21 protein-coding genes are annotated in these 24,648 nt (G+C 66.9%); 16 read left to right on the forward strand and 5 right to left on the reverse strand.

Going from position 1 to position 24,648, the window contains the following annotated elements; translation table 11 throughout:
• Positions 1-107: 107 nt before the first annotated feature.
• Genes ABZX86_RS15765 through ABZX86_RS15775 form a run of 3 tightly spaced genes read left to right on the forward strand, consistent with a single transcriptional unit; the run spans position 108 to position 3,355 of the window.
• A complete protein-coding gene (locus ABZX86_RS15765) occupies positions 108-1,532 on the forward strand; it encodes an APC family permease (protein ID WP_355124027.1) in 1,425 nt (474 codons plus the stop codon).
• A complete protein-coding gene (locus tag ABZX86_RS15770; RefSeq protein WP_355124029.1) occupies positions 1,529-1,963 on the forward strand; it encodes a hypothetical protein in 435 nt (144 codons plus the stop codon). Before ABZX86_RS15765 ends, ABZX86_RS15770 begins: the two co-directional genes overlap by 4 nt.
• A gap of 33 nt (positions 1,964-1,996) precedes the next feature.
• On the forward strand, positions 1,997-3,355 hold the full coding sequence (locus ABZX86_RS15775) for a dipeptidase (RefSeq protein WP_355124031.1): 1,359 nt from the start codon (positions 1,997-1,999) through the stop codon (positions 3,353-3,355).
• 136 nt (positions 3,356-3,491) lie between these two features.
• On the opposite strand, the gene ABZX86_RS15780 is transcribed toward ABZX86_RS15775, so the two are convergent.
• Positions 3,492-4,136: an MBL fold metallo-hydrolase gene (locus tag ABZX86_RS15780; RefSeq protein WP_355124033.1), complete on the reverse strand. Its 645-nt coding sequence runs from the start codon at positions 4,134-4,136 to the stop codon at positions 3,492-3,494.
• Between the two features lie 135 nt (positions 4,137-4,271).
• Here ABZX86_RS15780 and purS point away from each other — a divergent pair, with 135 nt between their 5' ends.
• Together purS and purQ are read left to right on the forward strand one after the other, a co-directional pair.
• Positions 4,272-4,505: a phosphoribosylformylglycinamidine synthase subunit PurS gene (purS, locus tag ABZX86_RS15785; RefSeq protein WP_327143475.1), complete on the forward strand. Its 234-nt coding sequence runs from the start codon at positions 4,272-4,274 to the stop codon at positions 4,503-4,505.
• Positions 4,502-5,179: a phosphoribosylformylglycinamidine synthase subunit PurQ gene (purQ, locus tag ABZX86_RS15790; protein WP_355124035.1), complete on the forward strand. Its 678-nt coding sequence runs from the start codon at positions 4,502-4,504 to the stop codon at positions 5,177-5,179. Before purS ends, purQ begins: the two co-directional genes overlap by 4 nt.
• Positions 5,180-5,231: 52 nt before the next feature.
• Here purQ and ABZX86_RS15795 read toward each other — a convergent pair whose 3' ends face one another.
• The gene (locus ABZX86_RS15795; protein ID WP_355124037.1) at positions 5,232-6,323 is read right to left on the reverse strand and encodes a substrate-binding domain-containing protein; all 1,092 of its coding nucleotides are present in this window, start codon (positions 6,321-6,323) and stop codon (positions 5,232-5,234) included.
• Positions 6,324-6,366: 43 nt separating this feature from the next.
• Here ABZX86_RS15795 and ABZX86_RS15800 point away from each other — a divergent pair, with 43 nt between their 5' ends.
• Together ABZX86_RS15800 and ABZX86_RS15805 are read left to right on the forward strand one after the other, a co-directional pair.
• On the forward strand, positions 6,367-6,804 hold the full coding sequence (locus ABZX86_RS15800; RefSeq protein WP_355124039.1) for a MarR family transcriptional regulator: 438 nt from the start codon (positions 6,367-6,369) through the stop codon (positions 6,802-6,804).
• Positions 6,805-6,902: 98 nt separating this feature from the next.
• A complete protein-coding gene (locus tag ABZX86_RS15805) occupies positions 6,903-8,222 on the forward strand; it encodes a M18 family aminopeptidase (RefSeq protein WP_355124041.1) in 1,320 nt (439 codons plus the stop codon).
• A gap of 60 nt (positions 8,223-8,282) precedes the next feature.
• Here the strand turns inward: ABZX86_RS15805 and ABZX86_RS15810 are convergent, their stop codons facing one another.
• A complete protein-coding gene (locus ABZX86_RS15810; RefSeq protein ID WP_355124043.1) occupies positions 8,283-9,557 on the reverse strand; it encodes a glycosyltransferase 87 family protein in 1,275 nt (424 codons plus the stop codon).
• 194 nt (positions 9,558-9,751) lie between these two features.
• On the opposite strand from ABZX86_RS15810, the gene purL reads away from it, so the two are divergent.
• Positions 9,752-12,046: a phosphoribosylformylglycinamidine synthase subunit PurL gene (gene purL, locus ABZX86_RS15815; RefSeq protein ID WP_355124045.1), complete on the forward strand. Its 2,295-nt coding sequence runs from the start codon at positions 9,752-9,754 to the stop codon at positions 12,044-12,046.
• 89 nt (positions 12,047-12,135) lie between these two features.
• On the opposite strand, the gene ABZX86_RS15820 is transcribed toward purL, so the two are convergent.
• A complete protein-coding gene (locus ABZX86_RS15820) occupies positions 12,136-12,426 on the reverse strand; it encodes a YiaA/YiaB family inner membrane protein (protein ID WP_297623328.1) in 291 nt (96 codons plus the stop codon).
• A gap of 144 nt (positions 12,427-12,570) precedes the next feature.
• Here ABZX86_RS15820 and ABZX86_RS15825 point away from each other — a divergent pair, with 144 nt between their 5' ends.
• The 3 genes from ABZX86_RS15825 (at position 12,571) to ABZX86_RS15835 (ending at position 16,007) form a co-directional block, all read left to right on the forward strand.
• Positions 12,571-14,340, forward strand: coding sequence for an alpha/beta hydrolase (locus ABZX86_RS15825; RefSeq protein ID WP_355124047.1), 1,770 nt, complete (start codon positions 12,571-12,573; stop codon positions 14,338-14,340).
• A 2-nt stretch (positions 14,341-14,342) separates the two neighbouring features.
• The gene (locus tag ABZX86_RS15830; protein ID WP_355124049.1) at positions 14,343-15,038 is read left to right on the forward strand and encodes a CPBP family intramembrane glutamic endopeptidase; all 696 of its coding nucleotides are present in this window, start codon (positions 14,343-14,345) and stop codon (positions 15,036-15,038) included.
• A gap of 582 nt (positions 15,039-15,620) precedes the next feature.
• The gene (locus ABZX86_RS15835; protein ID WP_355124051.1) at positions 15,621-16,007 is read left to right on the forward strand and encodes a sterol carrier family protein; all 387 of its coding nucleotides are present in this window, start codon (positions 15,621-15,623) and stop codon (positions 16,005-16,007) included.
• Between the two features lie 4 nt (positions 16,008-16,011).
• Here ABZX86_RS15835 and ABZX86_RS15840 read toward each other — a convergent pair whose 3' ends face one another.
• Positions 16,012-17,265, reverse strand: a complete 1,254-nt coding sequence (locus tag ABZX86_RS15840) for an ABC transporter permease (RefSeq protein WP_355124053.1) — start codon at positions 17,263-17,265, stop codon at positions 16,012-16,014.
• A gap of 190 nt (positions 17,266-17,455) precedes the next feature.
• Between ABZX86_RS15840 and purF the strand changes: the two genes are divergently transcribed.
• The 5 genes from purF to ABZX86_RS15865 all read left to right on the forward strand — a co-directional run bounded on the left by purF (position 17,456) and on the right by ABZX86_RS15865 (position 24,639).
• A complete protein-coding gene (purF, locus tag ABZX86_RS15845) occupies positions 17,456-19,021 on the forward strand; it encodes an amidophosphoribosyltransferase (protein ID WP_327143486.1) in 1,566 nt (521 codons plus the stop codon).
• Positions 19,022-19,321: 300 nt separating this feature from the next.
• Positions 19,322-20,911, forward strand: a complete 1,590-nt coding sequence (locus ABZX86_RS15850; protein WP_355124055.1) for an ABC transporter substrate-binding protein — start codon at positions 19,322-19,324, stop codon at positions 20,909-20,911.
• Complete coding sequence (locus tag ABZX86_RS15855; protein ID WP_355124844.1) at positions 20,911-21,933, forward strand: ABC transporter permease; 1,023 nt, start codon at positions 20,911-20,913, stop codon at positions 21,931-21,933. Before ABZX86_RS15850 ends, ABZX86_RS15855 begins: the two co-directional genes overlap by 1 nt.
• Positions 21,933-22,967, forward strand: coding sequence for an ABC transporter permease (locus tag ABZX86_RS15860; protein WP_355124057.1), 1,035 nt, complete (start codon positions 21,933-21,935; stop codon positions 22,965-22,967). The genes ABZX86_RS15855 and ABZX86_RS15860 overlap by 1 nt, the downstream gene beginning before the upstream one ends.
• Positions 22,957-24,639, forward strand: coding sequence for an ABC transporter ATP-binding protein (locus ABZX86_RS15865; RefSeq protein WP_355124059.1), 1,683 nt, complete (start codon positions 22,957-22,959; stop codon positions 24,637-24,639). Before ABZX86_RS15860 ends, ABZX86_RS15865 begins: the two co-directional genes overlap by 11 nt.
• Positions 24,640-24,648: the final 9 nt, after the last annotated feature.

A 24,648-nucleotide genomic window follows, 5' to 3' on the forward strand; every position in this document is an offset into this window, starting at 1 on the left:
TTTCGTAATCAATTGATAGTTGCTGGACGGTTACTATTCAGCGCTATGGACTATCAGCATGTCATAGGGCAAGTGATGTCCGCCACGGTGCCACGCGGGGGGTGGACATGGCAACGGTGACCGCGGCGAAGGCCACCACGACCAAGTACATGTCCTGGGTGACGCTGGCCCTGATGACCACCAGTTCGGTGGCCAGCCTGCGGTCCTCGCCGACCATGGCGGTGTACGGCCTGGCATGCGTATTTCTCTACCTGATTCCGGCACTGCTGTTCCTGCTCCCGACCGCCTTCGTGGCGGCGGAGCTGGCCTCGGGCTGGGCCGGCGGGGTCTACAAATGGGTGGGCGAGGGGCTCTCGCAGCCGATGGGATTTCTCGCGGTGTGGTGCCAGTTCGCCATGACCATTTTCTATTACCCGAGCCTGCTGGCCTATGTGGCAAGCACTTTCGCGTACATCATCGATCCGTCGCTGGCGGCCAATGGCACCTATGTGGCCATAGTCATCATCACCATCTACTGGGTGGCGGTCTTCGTCTCCTCGCAGGGCACCAAAACCGTTGCGGGGCTGTCGAGTATGGGGCTCATCATCGGCACGCTGATTCCGGGCGCGCTGCTGGTGGTGCTGGGTCTGGTCTTCCTGGCACAGGGCAATCCGTCGGCCGCGCCGATGGACGGCGGTCATCTGCTGCCCGCCTGGACCGGTGTGGCCAGCCTGGTGCTCATCGTGAACAACTTCCTGTCCTACGCGGGCATGGAGATGAACGCGGTGCACGTGTCCTCGCTGAAGAATCCGGGCAAGGAATATCCGAAGGCCATGGCCCTGGCCGTCGCCCTGGTGCTGCTGATCTTCATCGTGCCCGCCGTGGTGATCAGCTGGGTGGTGCCGTCCAAGAATCTGAGCCTCACCGCCGGCGTCATGCAGGCCTTCGACGGCTTCTTCAACCACTTCGACATCGGTTTCCTGACACCGATATTGGGCGTGATGCTGGTGGCGGCGGCGCTGGGCGGCATGCTCACCTGGCTGGCCGGGCCCTCCAAGGGGCTGCTGCTCATCGGCCGCCAGGAGGGCTATCTGCCGCCGATCCTGACACGCCTGAACAAGCATGGCGTGCAACAGAACATGCTCGTCGCACAGGGCGTGGTGACCACACTGCTGGCGCTGCTGTACGCCTTCATCCCCGACGTCTCGAGTGCCTACTGGATCCTCTCGGTGATCACCACCCAGGTGTATCTGATCATGTACGTGCTCATGTTCGCCGCTGCGATTCGCCTGCGCCGCAACCAACCCGACCATCCGCGCGGCTATCGGGCGCCGGCGCTGGCCGCACTGTGCGGGCTGGGCGCGACCTCGTCGGTGGCGGCCTTCCTCATCGGCTTCGTGCCGCCCTCGCAGTACGGCAGCGGCAACGGCCTGAGCTATGTGGTGCTCATCGGGCTGGGCATGGGCATTGTCGGGCTGCTGATTCCCTACCTGTTCATGCGCTTCCGCAAACCCGGCTGGAAGATCGACGCACCCGAGGAGGCCATCGCATGACGACCGTGCATCCGGGGGCGCCCGATGCGACACGACGCCTGGTGTACCTGTCGGTGGCGGTGGTGCTGGTGGTCATCGCCATTGCGGGCGCGATCGCCTTCCACCGCGATCGGGACAGTGATATCGCATTGCGCCGGGCGCAGGTACTGCAATCGCGGTTGATCGCAGCGGGTTTCACCTCGCCGGAGCCGAAGGTCATCGCCGATTCACTCGGTGAGGACGGCGGACTGCTGTGCCAGGATCCGCACTCGCCGCTCATCAAGGCGCAGTATCAGTCGGCGATCACCAATGGCGCCGGCGGTCCCGGTACGCGTCCGGTCATCGCCGATCGCGATGTCTTCACCGCGACCTCGATCGCCATCGAAACCTATTGCCCGGACAAGCTTGCCGCGTATCTGGAGGAGACTGGCAACCTGAAGAAGGCACAGTGACATCGGATACGGAGCACTGATGGAGGAGACGAAATGACCGATACCGAAGCGCTGCGGTCCGCGGTGCGGGAACTCATGCCGCGGGCGAAAAGCGATCTCACCGAACTTGTTTCGTACAGGTCCGTGTACGACGCCCGGCAGTTCCCGGTGGAGGAGTGCCTGAAGACGGCGCAGTGGGTGGCCGATGCCTTTGCCGCCGAAGGGCTCACGGATGTGGGGCTGCACGAGACGCCGGACGGCAGCAATGCGGTGGTCGCGCGCTATCCGGCCCCGCCCGGTGCGCCGACGATCATGCTCTACTGCCACTACGACGTGCAGCCGCCGCTGGGTGACGCCGAATGGCAGACTCCGGTCTGGGAGCTCACCGAGAAGGACGGCCGCTGGTACGGCCGTGGCAGCGCGGACTGCAAGGGCAATATCGTCACGCACCTCACCGCCCTGCGCGCACTGCGGAAGGTGTCCGGCGATAGGTTTCCCGTCGGATTGACGCTGGTGGCAGAGGGTTCCGAGGAGCAGGGCACGGGCGGGCTGGAAGCCTTCGTGCCGAAGAATGTGGAGTTGCTGCGCGCGGACACCCTGCTGATCTGCGACTGCGGCAATTTCGCGGTCGGCGTGCCGACCTTCACGCAGACCCTGCGCGGCAATGTGAATGTGGTGGTGACCGTCGAAACCCTCTCCGGCTCCATGCATTCCGGCATGTTCGGCGGTCCCGCCCCGGATGCGCTGGCGGCGCTGATCCAGCTGCTGTCCACCCTGCGCGATGCCGACGGCAATACCACGGTCGAGGGTCTCACCAGTGACCAGAAATGGGACGGCGCACAGTACCCCGAAGACCAATTCCGTTCCGACGCAGGTGTTCTCGAGGGCGTCGACCTGCTCGGCAGCGGCACCGTCTCCGATATGCTGTGGGCGCGACCGGCACTCACCGTGCTCGGTATGGACGTGCCGCCGGTGGTGGGTTCCGCCGCCGCCATCCAGCCCAAGGCCCGGGCCCGCCTGAATCTGCGCATCCCGCCCGGTACCGATCCGCAGCAGGCGCTGAAAGCCCTTACCGCGCACCTGCAATCGAATACGCCCTGGCATGCCGAGGTGACCATCGAGACCGAGGCCACCGGCTCCCCGTTCGTCGGCAGCACGCACGGGCCCGCCCGCACCGCCATGGAGGCCGCCTTCGCCGCCGCCTACGGCCGCCCCTCCACCACCTCGGGCCAGGGCGGCTCCATCCCGCTCTGCAATGTCTTCGCCGACACCTACCCCGAGGCCGAGATCATGCTGATGGGCGTCGAAGAGCCCAAATGCCTGATCCACGCACCGAACGAAAGCGTCGATCCGACCGAAATCGAGCACATGGCCTTGGCGGAGGCGCTGTTCCTCGCCTCCTACACCGGGTAGCCCGCGCCCGTCATCCCGGCGCGCTTTTGGCCGGGATCCACTGAAACCGGCTGGAGCGCAGCCTGTGTGGATCCCGGCCAAAAGCATGCCGGGATGACGAGAGGTCTGACGAGGGGGCCGACGAGAGGTCCGCGGCTCAGAACTCGGTGTGGTCCTCGGCCTGGATGACCTGGAATTCGGTGTTGGAGGGCGCCATTTCATTGAGGCGGCCGAAGTAGATGCCCTGTGCGGCCGGTTCGATGATGCCGAAGTGGATGGGGAAGGCGGTGCGCGGATTCACCGCGCGCAGGTAATCGACCGCCTCGCTGATCCGCATCCACGGCGCGACCGCGGGCAGCGCGAGGACGCCCACCGGAACCGGCGGCACCCACAGCGAGTCGCCGGGGTGCACCAGCTGGGCCGGATCGTCCGGGGTGCCGAGCTGGAAGACCGTGTTGTCGATGACCGGGATCTCCGGGTGGATGACCGCGTGCCGTCCACCGCCGCCGGTGATCTGCACATCCTTGACCTTCAGCACATTGCCCGCCTGCACGGCCTCCCACGGCTCCCCGCGCTGCTGGGCGGTCTGCGGGTCCGACAGCAGCCGGGCCTGCGGGTTGGCGTCGATGAGCGCCTCGATGCGATTGGGGCAGATGTGATCGGGATGCTGATGCGTGACGGCAATGGCGTCGAGTCCGGTGATGCCCTCGAACCCGTGCGAGAAATTACCGGGATCGAACAGGATCTTCGCGCCGTTCAGCTCCACCAGAATGCATGAGTGTCCGAAATGGGCTATCCGCATGAGGGAAACGGTAGTCCTCGACCCGGCGGAGGGCATCCGGGTCGCGCCAACTACGCTGATCTGCGAAACCCCCGCTCGGCCGCACTGTTGAAGAGCACTGCGCCCGGGCCCGCCCCACCAGCTGAGGAGCAACGCGTGGCACGTGTCGTGGTCGAGGTGATGCCGAAGGCCGAAATCCTGGATCCGCAGGGTCAGGCCATTGTCGGTGCGCTGGGGCGCCTGGGTCACCCCGGCATCTCGGAGGTGCGGCAGGGCAAGCGCTTCGAGCTGGATGTGGCCGAGGATGTGAGCGACGCCGAGCTCGAGCAGATCGCCGAATCGCTGCTCGCCAATACCGTCATCGAGGACTGGAAAGTGGTGCGGCTGTGACTGCGCGCATCGGAGTCATCACCTTCCCGGGCACCCTGGACGATGTCGACGCCGCCCGCGCGGTGAAGCTCGCCGGCGCCGAGGCGGTCAGCCTCTGGCACGGTGACGCCGATCTGAAGGGTGTCGACGCGGTCATCGTGCCCGGCGGCTTCTCCTACGGGGACTACCTGCGCACCGGCGCCATCGCCCGGTTCGCGCCGGTCATGGAGAAGGTCATCGAGGCCGCGGGCCAGGGCCTGCCGGTGCTGGGCATCTGCAACGGCTTCCAGATCCTGTGCGAGGCCGGTCTGCTGCCCGGCGTGCTGACCCGCAACGAGGGCCTGCACTTCATCTGCCGCGACCAGTGGCTGACCGTGGACAATGCGGACACCGCATGGACCTCGCGGTACGAGCCCGGCGCCCAGATCCTGGTCCCGCTCAAGTCCGGTGAGGGCCGCTACCAGGCGTCCCAGGCCACGCTCGACGAGCTCGAAGGCGAAGGCCGCGTGGTGTTCCGCTACTCGGGCGACAATCCGAACGGTTCGCAGCGCGGTATTGCGGGCATCACCTCGGCCGACGGCCGCATCGTGGGCCTCATGCCGCACCCGGAGCACGCCACCGAGGCGCTGACCGGTCCGAGCGATGACGGTCTCGGCATGTTCTTCTCGGTCCTGGACGCCCTCGTCTCGGCCTAGTCCGATACTCACGAGAGCCCGCAACACCAGTGGTGTTGCGGGCTCTTCGTTTTCACGCGCAGATGCGGTCGAGGACGTCGAACCGGATGCCGTCGGCGCGGGCAATGTAGCTCGGGAAGAGCAGTTGACTGCCGTCGAAACCGAGCCTGCCCGAAGGTGTTTCGAGCACGGGCCCGTTCGCGACCGCATTGTGCAGGCGCCGGACATCCAGGGTGCCCGCCGCGTGCGCCATGGCCCCGAGCGCGTGCAGCGCCTCGTATTCGGTATTGCTGAAGTTGGTGAGGGCGGGTGCGAACTCACCGTGCAGTCGCCGGTAGCGATCGAGCCGTTCCCGGTTCGCCGGACCGTTCACGAAGAAACTCGACGGCACATAGAGATTCCGGTTGGCATTGGCGCCCGCGGCGAGCAGCACATTGTCATCCACGGCCGGACTGACGCGCAGTTGCGACTGATCACGTCCGATTAGGGCGAATTGTCGGTTAAATCGGGCAACGTCGGCGCCGACCAAGAGCACGATCACCCCATCACAACGGTCCAGCCGCGGATCGGCGAGAAAGTCGCCGAAATCCTCGGCGCCGAATGGTACGAACTTCTCCAAAGGGACGAACCGTTCCAGCGCGACGCCCCCGTGCGCACCCAATTCCGCCCGCACCACCGCGGCCGTACGCCGCGGCCACACATAATCGTTGCCGATGATCGCCCAGCGCCGCGCCCCCAGCTCGCGCCGCAGCCAGCGCAGCGCGGGCAGCAGTTGACGCCCCGGATCCGAGCCGACCAGGAACAGGCCGGGCGGCGCCACGTCCAATCCCTCGTGGTCGGTGGCGAAAAGGTAGGGCACCCGTCCCGCGGTCACCCGCGTCACCGCCCGCCGCACCGCGGAGGTGTGCCAGCCGGTAATCGCATGCACCATTCCGGTGGCCAGCAGCGCCGACACCTCGCGCGCCACCTCGGCCGGTTCCCGCCCGCCGTCAATGTGGGTGACACGTAATTCGCGCCCGAGAATTCCTGTCCCACTGTTGATTTCTTCAGCAGCCAATGAAATGGCGGCCTCGCAGGAAGGGGCGAAGATACCGCCGGGACCCTGTAGCGGAACTATGTTCAGGATCTCGATACAGTTTTCGGGGCTGCCGCGGAACGAGGTCATCGGATACCCTTCCCCTCGTTCGAGCAATTTGATGGGCGGGCTTATGGCGACAATTCTAGGTGGAATATCCACGTTGCACGGAGCGCTGCGGGCGGCGGAGCGCAGTTGGCTTCGTCACCTCGACGCCGCACTGTGCGCCAGGCGGCTGACCGCCGATCAATGGTGCATGCTGACGAACCTCTCCTGCGATACCGGTATCACCATGAGTGAACTGGCCGTGCGCACGCAGCTTCCACCGTCCTCCGCCACCCGGCACGCCGACCATCTGGCCGAGCGCGGTCTCATCTTCCGGGTCGCCGCCGCCGATGACCGCCGCCGCATCCTCATCGGGCTGAGCCGGCGCGGGGCCGACCTGGTGGACGAGGTGCGCATCGAGGAGATGCGCGCCGAGGCCGAGCTGCGCCGCCACTTCGGCGGTGACGACTACGTGGAGCTGCTGCGGCTGCTGGAGCGGGTCTCGGATCTTCCGCTGTCGCACTGATTCCGGGGCGGTATGCGGATTCCGGGGCCACACGCGCGGGCGGGCGGATAGGCCGACCGTCGGCGAAAACTGAACTGTGAATGCTTAGGATCGCAGTCATGCCAGTTGCCGAGACCACCGCGACCGCCGCCGGACTGTGCGAATTCATCGACGCCTCTCCGTCGCCGTTTCATGTATGCCGCACCGTCGCCGCCGAACTCGACGATCACGGCTTCACCCGGCTCTCGGAATCCGCGCCCTGGCCCTCGAGTAGCGCGGGGCGCTACTACGTGGTGCGCAGCGGTTCGCTGGTCGCCTGGTCCGATGGCGGCCCGGGCGCGCCCACCGGATTCCGCACCGGGCAGGCCACCCCGTTCCGCGTGGTCGGCGCGCATACCGACAGCCCGAATCTGCGGGTCAAACAGCATCCCGATACCGCGGTGGCGGGCTGGCAGATGGTCGGCCTCGAACCCTACGGCGGGGCCTGGCTCAATTCGTGGCTGGACCGCGATCTCGGCATCTCCGGGCGCCTGTCGATTCGCGACGGAAATATGGTGCGGGAGCGCCTGATTCGCATCGACGAACCGATCCTGCGGGTGCCGCAGCTGGCCATCCACCTGTCCGAGGACCGGCGCGGGGTCACCCTGGATCCGCAGCGGCATGTGAACGCGGTGTGGGGGATCGGCGGAGAACCGCGCTCGTTCCTGGCCTTCATCGCCGAACGCTCCGGCATCGAAGCGAATGCGGTGCTGGGCTGGGAGCTCATGACCCATGATCTGGTGCCGTCCAAGCTCATCGGCCGCGATCTGGATCTGATCAGCGCACCGCGCCTGGACAATCAGGGCACCTGCTACGCCGGATTGCGCGCCTTCCTGGCCGCTGTCGCCGAACCGGGTGCGGCTGTGCCGGTGCTGGCGATGTTCGATCACGAGGAGGTCGGCAGCCAATCCGATCGGGGCGCCCAATCCGGGCTGTTGCCCACGGTTTTGGAGCGCATTGTGCTGACCCGCGGCGGCGGCCGGGCCGAATACCTGGCGGCCATCGCCGGATCCGTCTGCGCCTCCGGCGATATGGCGCATGCGACCCACCCCAACTACCCCGACCGGCACGAGCCCATGCACCGCATCGAGGTCGGCGGCGGTCCGGTGCTGAAGGTCAATCAGAACCTGCGCTACGCGACCGATGCGGCCGGTGCGGGGGCGTTCGCCCTGGCCTGCGCACAGGCCGGCGTGCCGCTGCAGCGGTATGTCCACCGCGCCGATCTGCCCTGCGGTTCCACCATCGGGCCGATGACGGCGGCCGCCACCGGCATGCCGACCGTGGATGTGGGTGCGGCCCAGCTGGCCATGCACTCCGCCCGCGAAATGATGGGCGCCGCAGACGTTCCCGCCTACGCGGCCGCCCTGGCCGCGTTCCTCACGCCCGACGAGGCTCGGTAGAAAAAGATCGCGCCGACCGCTTACTGCGGTCGGCGCGATCCGAAAGTGTTGTGGCAGTGGCTATGCCGGGCTCTCGGCCGGCTCTTCGAGCGACGCCGAGTCCCGGACCGGGTGGTAGGTCAGGGCGGCGACGATGAAGGCGCCCAGCGTGAACAGCACGTAGCTGCTCCCGATGATCTGCTGCCACCAGGCCCAGGCCAGTTCCCGATCGTGATCGTGCGGCAGCAACCACTGCGGGCCGATGGCGAACATGACGGTCGCCACGAACACCGCGGTGAGGAACGCCGGATTGCGGCGACCGCGGGCGATGGCATCGGCGGCCACCAGCAGCGCCGGTGCGATCCACACCCAGTGGTGTGACCACGACACCGGCGAAACCAGCAGTACGGCACCGGCATTCACCAGCAGTGCGGCGGCGTTCGCGCCCACGGAGAACAGGCGCTTCATCCAGATCGCGGCCAGCGCCACGGCCAGCACCGACAGCACCAGCCAGATGAGCGTCGCCACCGAATCGGAGACGCCCAGCCGGTAGGCGAAGCCCTTCAGGGATTGATTGCCCGCGAACCAGGGCGGCCCGATGCGCCCGGTATCGGAGATGGTGTGGAACCAGTACTGCACCGAATCATGCGGGAACAGTGCGAAACCCACGATGACCGCACCGGCGGTGGAGAGCACCAGCGTGGCCGCGCCCTTCCAGTCCTTGCGCAGCAGGAAGTACAGCAGATAGCCGGCGGGCGTCAGCTTCACCGACACCGCGATGCCGATCAGCATGCCGCGCGGCCAGAACGGCTTGCGCACCAGGCAATCCAGGGCGATGGCCGCCATCAGCACCAGATTGATCTGCCCGAACCCGTAGGTCTGGCGAATCGGTTCCAGCAACTCCAGCAGACCGACCCCGCCGACCACAACGGCCAGCCGGGTCGCCCGCGGCAGGCTCGGCCGCAGCCGGTCCAGCACCACCCACAGCGTCACGCCCAGTGCGATGACCGAGGTCGCCAGCACCGCCCACTCGGAGATCACGAGCGGCATGATCGCCAGCGGCGCGAAGAACAGCGCGGCCAGCGGGGGATAGGTGAACGGCAGTCCGAGCCCGTACACCGGCGGCATCGGACCGTAGAGATCCTTGTTGTCGAGCCAGGCCCGCGCGCCATTGCGGTACACCTGCAGGTCGATATATCCGTGCCAGAACTTGGCGGCATAACTGATCCCCGCCGACACCGCGAACAGCACCACGGCGATAGCGAGCAGCTGTATCTGCTGCCGCGACAGCCTGGCGGCGTTGGGCGCGGGCGCAGGCTTCTCCGCCGGATCCGCCACCCCGGATCGTTCGTTCACCGGGACAGACTAGCTGGGCAGGCGCGTCAGTTGACGTGCCCGGTCGCGTTCGGTGGTCAATGCGGGAGTCGCACGCCGGAGGCCGTGTCAGCGGGCGCAACCTCGGCAATTAGACTCCGACCTATCTCTCGCCGACTTCCAGCTACGGGCTCTCGGTACTGCACCTGCCCGGCCGAAAGGACTCTGGTATTCCCGTGACCAGCCACGTCGATACCGTCAGCAACGCCGCGGCCACCTCGGACAGCCCGCAGCCCTACAAGGAACTCGGCCTCAAGGACGACGAGTACGCCCGCATCAAGGAAATCCTGGGGCGTCGCCCCACGGATGCCGAGCTGGCCATGTACTCGGTGATGTGGTCCGAGCACTGCTCGTACAAGTCCTCGAAGGTGCATCTGCGCTACTTCGGTGAGACCACCACCGAGGAGATGCGCAAGTCCATGCTCGCCGGTATCGGCGAGAACGCCGGTGTGGTGGATATCGGCGACGGGTGGGCGGTCACCTTCAAGGTGGAATCGCACAACCACCCCTCGTACGTGGAGCCCTATCAGGGTGCGGCCACCGGCGTCGGCGGCATCGTCCGCGACATCATGGCCATGGGCGCGCGCCCGATCGCGGTCATGGATCAGCTGCGCTTCGGTGCGGCGGATCACCCGGACACCCGGCGCGTCGTCGACGGTGTGGTGCGCGGTGTCGGCGGTTACGGCAACTCGCTCGGCCTGCCGAATGTGGGTGGCGAGACTGTCTTCGACGCTTCCTACCAGGGCAATCCGCTCGTCAATGCGCTGTGCGCGGGCGTCATGCGGGTCGAGGACCTGAAGCTGGCCTTCGCCTCCGGTGAGGGCAACAAGATCATTCTGTTCGGTGCGCGCACCGGCCTCGACGGCATCGGCGGCGTGTCCGTCCTCGCCTCGGACACCTTCTCCGGCGACGAATCCGGTTCCGGCCGTAAGAAACTGCCGAGCGTGCAGGTCGGCGACCCGTTCACCGAGAAGGTGCTCATCGAGTGCTGTCTCGAGCTGTACCACTCCGGCGTGGTCGTCGGCATCCAGGACCTCGGCGGCGCCGGCCTGTCCTGCGCCACCTCCGAACTGGCCGCGGCCGGTTCCGGCGGTATGCACATCGACCTGGATCAGGTGCCGCTGCGCGCCGCCAATATGACTCCCGCCGAGATTCTTTCGAGCGAATCGCAGGAGCGCATGTGCGCCGTGGTCGCCCCGGAGAATGTGGATCGCTTCATGGCGATCTGCAAGAAGTGGGAGACCAATGCCACCGTCATCGGTGAGGTCACCGACGGCGAGCACCTCGAAATCACCTGGCACGGCGAGGTTGTGGTGGATGTGCCGCCGCGCACCGTCGCCCACCACGGCCCGGTGTACGAGCGCCCCGTGCAGCGCCCGGCCGATCAGGACGCCCTCAACGCGGATTCGACTGCCGCGCTGAACCGCCCGAAGTCCGGCGACGAACTGCGCGCCACCCTGCTGAAGATGATCGCCAGCCCGCAGCTGTGCTCGCGCAAGTGGATCACCGAGCAGTACGACCGCTACGTGCGCGGCAATACCGTGCTGGCCGAGCACGCCGATGCGGGTGTCATTCGCATCGACGAGGAGTCCGGCCGCGGTATCGCGCTGGCCACCGACGCCTCGGGCCGCTACACCAAGCTGGACCCGTACACCGGTGCGCAGCTGGCGCTGGCCGAGGCGTTCCGCAATGTGGCGACCACCGGAGCCACCCCGAAGGCCGTCACCAACTGCCTCAACTTCGGTTCGCCGGAGGATCCGGGCGTCATGTGGCAGTTCCAGCAGGCCGTGCGCGGTCTCGCGGACGGCTGTGTGGCGCTGGGCATTCCGGTGACCGGCGGCAATGTGTCCTTCTACAACCAGACCGGCCAGACCGCCATTCTGCCGACCCCCGTGGTCGGCGTGCTCGGCGTCATCGACGATGTGCACCGCCGCATCCCGACCGGCCTGGGCCTGGAGCCCGGCGAGACGCTGATTCTGCTCGGCGAGACCCACGACGAGCTGGACGGCTCCATCTGGGCGCAGGTCGAGCACGATCACCTCGGCGGGCTGCCGCCCAAGGTGGACTTCGCTCGCGAACAGCTGCTTTCGGAGATCCTCACCTCCGGCAGCCGCGACGGCATGATCAGCGCCGCGCACGACCTGTCGGAGGGCGGGCTCATCCAGTCCGTCGTCGAGGCCGCGCTGGCCGGTGAAACCGGTTGCCGCATCATCGTTCCCGAGGGCGAAGACCCGTTCGTCACCCTCTTCTCCGAATCCGCCGGACGCGTGCTGGTCGCCGTCCCGCGCTCGGAGGAGACCCGCTTCACCAAGATGTGCTCCGCCCGCGACCTCCCGTGGGTGCGCATCGGCGTCGTCGACCAGGGCTCGGACTCGGTCGAGGTGCAGGGCCAGTTCACCGCGACCCTGGAAGAACTCCGCACCGCCTTCGAAGGCACCCTCCCCGCCCTCTTCGGCCACTTCGAGCACTGAGCCGCTGAACAACTGAAGCCACCCTCCCGCCAGGTCCGGACCCCTCGTATCAACCGGACTCGGCGGGAGGGTGGCTTTTGGGAGTTGGGCTAACCGGCGACTTTGAACGGGTCGTGTTCTGCCATCAGCTTTTCCAGGCGGGCTTCGTCGATGCGGCTGTGCACCTTCGAGGATTCGTGTTGGTCGCGGACCACTTTCGCGAGGGTGAAGCAGCTGCTCACCAGGAAAAGGGTGGTCATCAGGAGGAATCCGCGCTGCCAGATGTCCAGGGGCAGGTAGACGATGCCGATGGTGTTGGCGGAGAAGCTGATTCCGAACGCGATGGCAGCCTGGGCCAGAAAGGCGTTGGTGCTCTTGGTCTGTGCGCTGGTGGTGCTCATGCTGTGTGAGTCTGCTGACCGGGGCCCCGGCACGACCGCGTACTACTACTCGAGTGCGATGGGTAGTCTCGACACGCCGTGATCATGGTGCCGCTCACACCCGAGCATCCCCGGATTCCGCGCGCCGCCCTCCATACTTGACGGGTGTTCGACCCCGCCCAGGTTCTGACGCGGCTGCGCGCTCGTGGCGCCGCGTTGGCCCGTCGTGGCTGGGGCCGCCGGATTGCGGTGGTGGCCAAGCGCGCCGAGGACATCGTCGATCTCAATCACACCGGCCTGGTGGTCGCCACCGTCTTCTTCGCCCTGTCGGTCACGCCGTCGCTGCTGCCTCGCGACTGGCTCTTCCAGGGTCTCATCTCCGGTGTCAACGCGGCGCTCGGCTACGGGGTCGGCTGTGTGCTGCAGTGGTTGTTCCGCAGGTGGATTCGGCCCCGGCTGACGATCGGCAGCCCGCCCGAGTGGGTGCGCTACGTGCTGAAGGTCGCGGTGGTGCTGACCTGCGCCCTGGTGGCCGCCTACATGCTGGTGCTGTCCGCGGACTGGCAGCGCGAGATCACCGGCCTGATGGATATGGAGGGCACCACCCGCGCCGCCTACCTGCGCACCGGCGGACTCAGCTTCGCCGTCGGCGCGCTCGTGGTGGCGGTGTTCCGCACCCTGCGAGAACTGGTGCGGTTCATCGCCCGTCAGCTCAGCCGCTGGGTGCGGGTGCCGCCCAAGCTCGCACCGGCCACCGGTGTGCTGCTGCTGACGATCCTCATCGTCACGCTCTTCAACGGTGTCGCCAGCCGCGCCTTCTTCGCGGTCGCCAACTCGGCCTTCAGTGTGCGCAACAACCAGACGACCCAGTTCGCGGTGCAGCCCACCCTGCCGGAACGTTCGGGCAGTCCGCAATCACTGGCCAAATGGGAGACCCTCGGCTTCGAGGGCCGCTGGTTCGTCTCGCACGGACCCGACCCCATGCTGATCAGCGCGGTCACCGGAAAGCCCGCGCGCCAGCCCATTCGGGTGTACGTGGGCCTGCAGTCCGCGCCCGCGGCCACCACCGAGGAGGACCTGGCCGTCGCCGAACTGCAGCGCACGGGTGCCTTCGACCGCAAGGTGCTGGTCATCACCACGACCACCGGCACCGGCTGGGTGAACTCCATGAGCGCCGCCGCGCTCGAGTACATGTACGGCGGCGACACCGCCATTCTCGCCTCGCAGTACTCGTATCTGCCGAGTGTGCTGTCCTTCCTGGCGGACCGGCAGAAGGTGGCGATCGCGGGCAAGAAGATGTTCGACGCGGTCTACCGGGCGTGGTCGGCGCGCCCGCCGAACGCGCGGCCGAAACTGCTGGTCTACGGCGAGAGCCTGGGTTCGCAGGGCTCCGAAGCCGCTTTCGACGGTCTGGCCGATCTGCGCTCCAAGGTGGACGGCGCGCTGTGGGTGGGCCCGCCCAATTCGAATCGGCTGTGGCAGCAGTTCGTCTCCCGCCGCGATCCCGGCACCCGCGAGGTGGATCCGGTATACGCGGACGGCCTGGTGGTGCGGTTCGCCGCCACCGCACCCGATCTGGACAAACCCTCACCCGATTGGCGGCGACCCCGCATCGCCTATCTCATGCACCCGTCCGACCCCATTGTCTGGTGGTCGCCGGATCTGCTGTTCTCCCAACCGGATTGGCTCTCCGAGCCACGCGGCTCGGATGTCTCCCCGCAGATGCGCTGGTCGCCCGTGGTGACGTTCTGGCAGGTCGCCGCCGACCTCACCAACGCACAGGGTGTCAGCGACGGCCACGGGCACAATTACGGTTCCCTGGTGCTGGACGGCTGGGCCGCCATTGCCGCCCCGCCGGAGTGGACGCCGGAGCTGCGCGAGAAGATCCGCACCCAGATCGAACTGGCCGAAGACTACGAGCGGGTGATCAAGTAGCCGTGCGCGCCACCGTGATCTCGAAAGCCGCAGCCGCAGTGGCACTTCCGCTGCTGTGGAGCAATCGCGCGCTGCCCGCGCTGCGCCTGGGCATTCGCGGCCGCACCGCTGCGAACACCGCCTTCGCGACCGGCTATGCCCTTGTGTTCCAGGGCAATCCGAATTGGACCTCATCCCACGGCCGCCGCATCGGGGCGGCCGCCGCCGGTGTGGTGCTCTCAGGTTACGTTGCGGCACTTGCCGTTCCGGCCATCCGGCGGCACTTCGCCGAACTCGCCGACCGTGGCCCCGAGGTCTCCACAGCGGAGTGGGCGGGTGTGCACATCCCCGTCGGCACCGTCCTGAGCGAAGAGCTCGTCTACCGCGCCACCCTCACCCCGCTGCTCGAGGAAACCTTCGGCAATCGCGGAACCCTGCTGGGCGCACTGACATTCGGCCTCTCGCATATCCGGCCCGCCCGCGCCGCCGGTGACCCCGTTCCCGGAACGGTCGCCGTCACGACCCTGGCGGGCCTGGTGCTGGACCGGCTCTACCGCCGCACCGCCAGCGCTACCGCCCCGGCTCTGCTGCACCTAGCGTTGAATGCCGGCGGAGCCCTGACGCCAGTGGCCGCCCGCCGCGTTGCCACAGCCACGCCACCACCGGCCGGAGCACGACCGCGAGCAGCAGTAGCAGATACGCCCACACGATCACATTGAGCACGGTGCCCACCGGTTCGAATTTGGTGGTCAGCCGGCTCGGGTCCCAGGACCGCCGGATGTTCTCGCGGAACGGGTACGGAAAACCGCGCATGGTCCGCCACACCACATCGCAGCAGCGATGCTGGGTCGCCACCTTCATGCTGGCGGCGCTCGCGCCGATCCCGCCCAGCCCGGCGAGCAGGAACACCGGAATCGGCAGCGGCCGCGTGTAGAGCAGTGCGGCATTGGCCAGGCAGAGTACGAGGGCCGCGCCCAGCATCACTCGCGTGCTGGGCGTCCGCAGATCCGAGGTGACCGTGGGGTAGATCACGAGCGCGATCAGCCACAGCACCATGGAGACCGACCAGCACGCGAGGATCAGTCCGCGATGGCGTCGCGGTGCCTCGGAGTCGGTGGCCGCGATCAGCGGAAGCTGCTCCATCACACCATCATTCCCCGCTCGAAGTAGTCGACCGACCATGCTGTTCGTGGCGCCGGCACGGCGGACCCGATCCGGGACGGCCGGGCGCACACACGATCGCCAAGGTACCGGGCACCGGCGCGGGCCAGGTGACGGACCTCGGCGGTAGCCTCACCGGCATGGCAGGACGAGGTGCGGTGGATCCGGCGGCAGTGCGCGCGGCGCTGCTCGCGGTGCGGGAGTGGCTGCGCGACGAGACCACGCCGGCCCCCGCGCGGGCCGAGCTGGCCGCGGCCGTGCGCGGCACCGCCCGATCGCTGGCCGCCGACGCACCGGGCGGGGCCGTCGAGGTGCGGGTGCCGCCCTTCGTCGCGGTGCAGTGCATCGAGGGATTGCGGCATACCCGGGGCACACCGCCGAATGTCGTCGAAACCGATCCGCGCACTTGGCTGCTGCTCGCGACCGGACTGCTGGATTTCGACGCCGCGGTCGAATCGGGTGCGCTCACCGCATCCGGTTCGCGGGCCGCCGATGTGGCGCGGTGGTTGCCCATCGCCCAATTCTGACGGCCTATGCGACAGCGCCGGCCGGCTTGCGATCCAAACCCCTGCGGTCGTAGAAGCGGGTGATCACCAGGCCCAGCACGAGACCGATCGCCAGGCCGAGCGTGGACATCCACAGGCCGCGCGACAGTCCGGCCGTGCCGCCGCCGTAGAAATACAGAATCGACCGCGTCCCCAGGAACACCTGGTGCATGGGTTCGAAACTCGCCAGCCAGCCGAAGTACTTCGGCGTCGCCTCGATCGGCACCGTGCCGCCCGAGGAGGGCAGCCCCAGAATGATGAAGATGATCAGATTGATGATCAGGCCGGCGGTGCCCACCGCCGCGAGCACCGAGGTGCAGGTGACCCCGACCGCGGTGATCACGAACGCGCCGTAGAGGAAAAGCAGCAGCGGCCGATCGATCGGCATGCCCAGTGCGGACCCGATGCCGAGCAGCGCGGCCGATACCGCGACCGCCATCACCACCACCGCCGACCACTTCAACAGCAGCGTGCGCGTCCGGGAAATCGGTGCGCGCGAATTGTGCACGTACCACGGACCCCATTCCGTCGGAATGAAGCCGAGGGCCGAATCGATGAGCTGATGGATGATCATCGCGCCGACCATGCCGGCCAGCAGCAGGAGCAGGCTGTAGAAGAACGCGGTCAGACCTTCACCGGAACCGCCTGGCAGCGGCCGGAATTGGTCGACCACGATATTCAGCGGCTGCGCCAGCGTGATCATCGTGGCCGCCGTCAGCTGCGGCGCGGGCGGACCGCCCGGCGCGGGCGTCAGCGTCGTCTTCACCTGATCGGTCAGCTGCTGCCCGACCTGCGCGTTCACCTGCGTGAGCGCTTGCGCGCCGAACTTCTGCACGATGGTGGTGCCGAAGGCGCCGGTGCGCGGATTGGTCTGCAGGGTGATCACCGGGCGCGTGATGTCCCCGGGGACAACGCTGCCCACCCCGAGAATGCCGAGCCGCTTGGAGAAGTCGCTCGGAATGATGATGGTGCCGTACACCTGTGCCGACTGCATCTGCAGCTGTGCCTCGTTGATGCCGAGCACCCGCAGATCGATCTTGTCCGCGGGCACCGCCTTGCGCAGGCCGTCGGTGACCTGATCACCGAAGTTGACGTGCTTGGCCGGACCGCCCGTGCTCAGATCGTCGCCGACGTCCTGATTCACCAGTGCGATCGGGAAATCGTGCAGGTTCTTCTCGGGATCGACGATGTAATCGAGATACATCACACCCAGCAGCGAGGCCAGCAGCGTGACCACCACAATCGGGAATGCCCACCTGAAAGGGGTCAGACGCCGGGGGGTCGTACTCGATTCCGAAGTGCCGGTGCTCGCCACGGAGGAACGCTAACAGCAAATCCCCTGCCATCAGGGTTATCCCAGCGGTGGGTTGCGCGCCGGTTACCAGTACTATGGGCCTTGCCCCCCGCCCGTCGAACAGGGAGCAAACACGGTGACCCTGCCCCCCGCTGCCACCACCCCCGATCAGCCCGAAAACGAACCCCGCGAAGAGTGTGGAGTTTTCGGTGTCTGGGCTCCGGGCGAGGATGTGGCCAAGCTCACTTACTACGGACTCTATGCGCTGCAGCATCGCGGCCAGGAGGCAGCCGGTATCGCCGTCTCCGACGGTTCCCAGGTGCTGGTATTCAAGGATCTGGGCCTGGTGAGCCAGGTCTTCGATGAACAGACTCTCGCTGCAATGCCCGGCCACGTCGCGGTCGGGCATTGTCGTTATTCCACCACCGGCTCCACGAGCTGGGAGAACGCCCAGCCCATCTTCCGCACCACCACGGTGGGTACCGGAATTGCGCTGGGCCACAATGGAAATCTCGTCAATACCGCCGAATTGGGTTCGCGTGCACGGGAACTCGGTCTGATCAGTGGCCGGCTCGCCGGTCCGATCGCGGCCACCTCCGATTCGGATGTGATCACCGCGCTGCTCGCGCACGCCGCCGCGGACAAGACCATCGAGCAGGCCGCGATGGAGCTACTACCCACGCTCGAGGGCGCCTTCTGCCTCACCTTCATGGATGAGCACACCCTCTATGCCGCGCGTGATCCGCACGGTGTGCGCCCGCTCTGCCTCGGCCGCCTGGATCGTGGCTGGGTGGTCGCCAGTGAAACCGCGGCGCTCGATATCGTCGGCGCCTCCTTCGTCCGGGAGATCGAGCCCGGCGAACTGCTGGCGATCGACGCCGACGGGGTGCGTTCGCTGCGCTTCGCCAATCCGACGCCCAAGGGCTGCGTCTTCGAATTCGTGTACCTGGCCCGCCCGGACAGCACCATTTCCGGTCGTTCCGTGCATGCCACGCGTGTGGATATCGGCCGCCGCCTGGCCATCGAACATCCCGTCGAAGGCGATCTGGTCATCCCGGTCCCCGAATCGGGCACCCCGGCCGCCGTCGGTTACGCCCAGGGTTCGGGTGTGCCGTACGGGCAGGGCCTGATGAAGAACGCCTATGTGGGCCGCACCTTCATCCAGCCCAGCCAGACCATTCGCCAGCTCGGTATCCGGCTCAAGCTGAATCCGCTGCGCGAGGTGATCCGCGGTAAGCGGCTCATCGTGGTGGACGATTCCATCGTGCGCGGCAATACCCAGCGCGCGCTGATCCGGATGCTGCGGGAGGCGGGCGCGCTGGAGATCCACGTCCGCATCGCCTCGCCGCCGGTCAAGTGGCCGTGCTTCTACGGCATCGACTTCGCCTCGCGTGCGGAGTTGGTCGCCAACGGGGCCGGGCCGGACGGCATCGAGGGCACCAGCATCGCCGATATGGTGGAGGGTGTGCGCCGCTCCATCGGCGCCGACACCCTCGGCTACATCTCGCTGGAGAGCATGGTCGCCGCCACCGAACAGCCGCGGTCACGACTGTGCTGCGCCTGCTTCGACGGTGAGTACCCGATCGCGCTGCCGACCGAGATGGCGCTGGGCAAGAACGTGCTGGAAAGCGTCCTCAGCGGCGCCAAGGAGTCGGACCTGTTGGCCGACAATGCGAATGCGAGCGCACTCAGCCGCCCGTAGAACTGTCCCGATCCGTGCCCGTCCGCATCCTGCGGGCGGGCACGAGTCGTTTTCGGGGCCTGTGTGGATCATTTCGAGGTCGTAGGCATCACCGCAGGTAGTCATGGGTGTGCCGAAATCCCTTGGCGTAGTTGCGCCATGGGCGTCGTCGCGCACGTGACATAAAAATGATCGGTTTGTCCGGAAACGCAACACAGCGGTTATAACCAGCCGATACTGTGCCCAGCCAAACGAAGTCCACCGCGATGCGGCGGGGCCGCGACCCGGCCCGTGCGTCGCGCGTTTCGAGAGTGGGGCAGTATGCGCGGGAAAAGAGTTGCGGCAGTAGGGGTTGCGGGACTCACGGTGCTGGCCATCGCCGGCTGCGGGTCGGGAAAGACCGGGGACGGCGGTGGCGGGGGAGCGGGCCTGGTGGTCGGCACCACCGATAAGGTCACCTCGCTGGACCCGGCCATGGCCTATGACAACGGGTCACTGCTGGCCGAGACCCAGGTGTACCAGTTCCTGCTGAATTTCCCTGCGGGAGAAGCGGCGCCGAAACCCGACGCGGCCGACAAATGCGAATTCACCACACCGACCGTCTACACCTGCACGCTCAAGCCGGGGCTGAAGTTCGCCAATGGCGATGCGCTCACCGCCAAGAGCGTGAAGTTCTCCTTCGACCGGATGGTGGGCATCAAGAACCCGCAGGGCCCCTCCGCGCTGCTGGTCGGCCTGGACCACACCGACGCCCCGGACGACAAGACCGTCGCCTTCACGCTGAAGAACGCCAATGATCAGACCTTCCCGGCGATTCTGCCGACGCAGGCCGCGGCCATCGTCGACGAGAAGGTCTTCCCCGCCGACAAGGTGCTCGCCGACGAGGACATCGTGAAGGCCAAACCCTTTTCCGGTCCGTACACCATCGCCAGCTACGACAAGAACAAGCTGGTCTCCTACCAGTCCAATCCGGATTACAACGGGCTGTTCGGCAAGCCGAAGACCGATACCGTGACGGTGAAGTACTACGCCGAGGCCGCCAATCTGAAACTCGATGTGCAGCAGGGCAATGTGGATGTGGCCTGGCATACGCTCACGCCCACCGATATCGATTCCCTGCGCAACAGCGACAAGGTGACGGTGCATCAGTCGCCCGGCGGCGACACCCGGTACATCGTGTTCAATCTCAATACCCAGCCCGGCGGCACTCCCGCGCAGAAGCTGGCCGTGCGCAAGGCCGTCGCCACGTCCGTCGACCGCGACGCGCTGTCCGCCGATGTCTTCAAGGGCACCTGGACGCCGCTGTATTCACCGGTGCCGCAGGGGCTTCCGGGTGCGACCGAGGCATTCAAGGATATCTACGGCGCCAAGCCGAACAAGGATGCTGCCACCAAACTCCTGGCCGATGCCGGAGTGGCCACGCCGGTGACGCTGAACATCCAGTACAACACCGACCATTACGGCTCCACCAGCTCCGAGGAATACGCGGCCATCAAGAGCCAGCTGGAGTCGACCGGGCTGTTCAAGGTGAATCTGCAATCCACCGAATGGGTTTCGTACCAGAAGGCGCGCTCCACCGACGGGTACCCGATCTTCCAGTTCGGCTGGTTCCCGGACTTCCCGGACGCCGATGACTACCTGACCCCGTTCTTCACCGCGGACAACTTCCTGCAGAACCACTTCACCGATCCCAAGATCACCGATGCGCTGAAAGCCGAAGTGACCGAGGCCGATCCGGCCAAGCGGGCGGCGGTGCTCGCTACCATCCAGCACGATCTGATGGCCGACTTCATGCCCATCGTGCCGCTGCTCACCGGTAATCAGATCGCGGTCGCGGGCAAGAGTGTGCAGGGGGTGGACAAGACGCTCGACCCATCCTCCAAGTTCCGCTTCGGTGTGCTGAGCAAGTGATCTCCGCGCGCCTGCTGCGCTACCTCGGGGTGCGATTGCTGCTGATCGTGCCCACCGCCTGGATTCTGGTGACCGTCGTGTTCTTCCTGATGCGGGTGGTGGGCGATCCGATCACGGCGGCGCTGGGCGGTCGGCTGCCACCCGACCAGCTCGCCCAGCGTAAACACGATGCGGGCCTGGACCGGCCGATCCTGAGCCAGTACTGGGATTACATCTCGGGCCTGGCGCGCGGGGATTTCGGCCGCTCCCAGGACAATCGGGCCGTCAGCGACATCATCACCACCTACGGGGCCGCCACCCTGGAGCTGGTGTTCTGGGCGCTGCTGGTGGCCTTCGCCATCGGCGTGCCGCTGGGCCGGTACGCGGCCACCCACCGTGATACCGCCGCCGACGCGGGGCTGCGGCTGTTCGCCATCCTGGCCTACGCCGCACCGGTGTTCTTCGTGGGATTGCTGCTGAAACTGCTGTTCTCGGTGAAACTGGGCTGGCTGCCGGTGTCCGGGCGGGCCAGCACCAATGTGGAACTCGCGCTGCAGCACGTCTCGCCGAAGACGAATATCCTGTTCGTCGACGCAATCCTGTACGGGGACATGGGATATCTCGGCGATGTGCTGAAACACACCGTGCTCCCGGCTTTTTCGCTCGGACTGCTCACAGCGGGCGTCTTTCTGCGGCTGGTGCGGATCAACCTGATCCAGACCCTGCGCAGCGACTATGTGGACGCCGCCCGCGCCCGCGGCCTGTCCGGCCGGGTGGTGACGCGGCGACATGCCTTCCGCAATGCGCTGATTCCCATTGTCACCGTCATGGGCATGTACATCGCCACCATGCTCGGCGGTGCGGTGCTCACCGAGCGGACCTTCGAATGGAAGGGGCTCGGGTATCAGCTCACCGAGCTGCTCACGGCCCGCGATTTCATTGCGGTGCAGGGGATTGTCGCATTCATAGCACTGGTGGTCGCGGTCATGAGCTTCGTCATCGACGTGATCATCGCCTTGATCGACCCGAGGGTGAGGTTCTGATGACAGCACCTGAAGTAGTGACCGAACCGGCAGTCGCGCCGCTCGCAGTGAGGGGCAAGCGGCGCGGCCTGCCGGGGGTGCGGCTACTGGCCATGACACACGGATTGCAGCGGGTCACACTGCTTTTCGGGCTCTTCCTGATCGCGGTATTCCTGATCTGCGCGGTATTCGCACCGCTCATCGCGCCGTACGGATTCGCCCAGAACCATGCCGACGGCGTGGATTTCGTCCGGCAGCAGGCGCCGTCGGCGCAGCACTGGTTCGGCACCTCGGTGCGCGGCGAGGATGTGTTCTCCCGCGTGGTCTTCGGCGCCCGCACCGCGCTCTACGTGATCGCGGTATCGCTGCTGCTGTCGCTGTTGACCGGTGTCCCACTGGGTTTGGTGTCCGGATATGCCGGGCGCTGGCTGGACCGGGTGCTGGTGCTGTTCATGGACGCCATGTACGGCTTCCCGACACTGCTGCTGGCCATCGTGGTGTCCATCGTGGTGTCGGGCGGCAGCTCCAGCAAGCTCGGCGGCGTGCTGTCCGCGGCGGTGGCCATCACCGTCATCTTCATTCCGCAGTACTTCCGGGTGGTGCGCAATGCGACGGTGGCGGTGAAGAACGAACCGTACGTGGACGCGGCGCGGGTCAGCGGGGCATCCACCACGCGAATCCTGTTCCGGCACATCCTCGCCAATGTCACGCAGTCGCTGCCGGTGATCATCACGCTCAATGGCGCGGAGGCCATTCTCACCCTGGCCGGACTCGGCTTCCTCGGCTTCGGCATCGAACCGACCCAGGCGGCGGAGTGGGGTTTCGATCTCAACAAGGCGCTTTCCGATGTGCCCGACGGCATCTGGTGGACCGGCGTCTTCCCGGGCGCGGCCATTGTCACCGTGGTGCTGGGCATGACCCTGGTGGGGGAGAGCCTCAATGAAGTATTCAACCCGCTGCTGCGCACCCGGCGCGGCGTGGAGGCCGGCGATATCGCGGCGGACGCCGGCACCGATATCGCATCTGACACCGAGGAGGCGACTGATGCCGGGTGAAGCCGAGAACCGCGAAACAGGCGGGCCCGCACTGTCTGTCGATGCCCTGTCGGTCACCTTCGCCACCGATGCCGGACCCGTGTTCGCGGTCAGCGAGGTCTCCTACGAGGTGTTCCCGGGCGAGGTGCTCGCCGTGGTCGGCGAATCCGGCTCCGGCAAATCGGTGAGCTCCCGCACCGCCATGGGCCTGCTGCCCGCCTCCGCGCGGGTGCGGGGGCACGTCACCCTCGGCAGCGCCGAGATCACCGCCATGACCGAACGGCAGCTCACCGCGGTGCGCGGCGGCGATATCGCGATGATCTTCCAGGAACCGGGCTCGGCCCTGGACGCCCTCTTCACCGTCGGCTACCAGATCATGGAAGCCCTTCGCGCGCACCGGCGCATGACCCGGATCGCCGCCCGCACCCGCGCCACCGATCTGCTCCGCCTGGTCGGCCTGCCCGATCCGGAACGACGCGTCGACTACTACCCGCATCAACTCTCCGGCGGGCAGAAGCAGCGCGTCATGATCGCCATCGCCATCGCCTGCGAACCCAAGGTGATCATCGCCGATGAGCCGACCACCGCCCTCGATGTGACGGTGCAGGCCGAAATCCTGGAACTGCTGCGGGATCTGCGCGATCGCATCGGCAGCGCCATCGTCCTCATCACCCACAATATGGGCGTCGTCGCCGACCTCGCCGATTGCGTAGTCGTCATGCGCGCCGGGCGTGTTGTCGAAACAGCCACGGTGGACGACCTTTTCGCGCATCCCGCGCACGAATACACCCGGGCGCTGCTCGCGGCCGTCCCGCACCTCGGGGCATCGACCCGGCCGGACGCGATCGACGACGCGGCAACCGACTCCGCGACGGAGGCCGTTCTCGAGATCCGCGATCTGCGTGTCGAATTCCCGAGTGGCCTGGGGCGGCCCGCATTTCAGGCGGTGCGCGGCGTGAGCCTCACCCTCGCCCCGGGCGAAACCCTCGGCCTGGTCGGCGAATCCGGTTCCGGCAAATCGACTATCGGCCGCTGCGTCGCCGGACTGCAGCGCGCCTCGGCCGGATCGGTGCGCGTTCTCGGTTCCGAACTGACCGGACTGTCGGAGCGCCGCCTCCGACCCCTGCGCCGCAGATTGGGATTCGTCTTCCAAGACCCGGCAACGTCTCTGAACCCCCGCCTCACCGTCGGCGACTGTGTGGCCGAACCCCTGATCGTGCATCGCGCCGCCAAGGGCGCGGCCCTGCGCGACCGGGTCCGCCAACTTCTCGACGACGTGCAACTCCCCGCCGACACCGCACAGCGCTACCCGCACGAATTGTCCGGCGGCCAGCGCCAGCGCGTCAGCCTCGCCCGGGCCCTGGTCCTCAACCCCGACCTGCTCATCGCCGACGAACCCACCAGCGCCCTCGACGTCTCCGTCCAAGCCACCGTCCTGGCCCTGTTCGCCGACCTCCAGCGCGAACACGGCTGGGCCTGCCTCTTCATCAGCCACGACCTAGCCGTCGTAGACCAACTGGCCGACCGCATAGCCGTCCTCAACCACGGCGAGATCGTCGAACAGGGCAATCGCGACCAAATCCTCCGCCACCCCGCCCACGACTACACCCGCCGTCTGGTCGCCGCGGTCCCCGTCCCGGACCCGGTGGAACAGCGCCGCCGTCGTGAGGAAAGACGACAGCTGATCTCGTAATGGTGGCGG

It is taken from the genome of Nocardia sp. NPDC006630, assembly GCF_040611495.1.
Lineage (GTDB): Bacteria > Actinomycetota > Actinomycetes > Mycobacteriales > Mycobacteriaceae > Nocardia.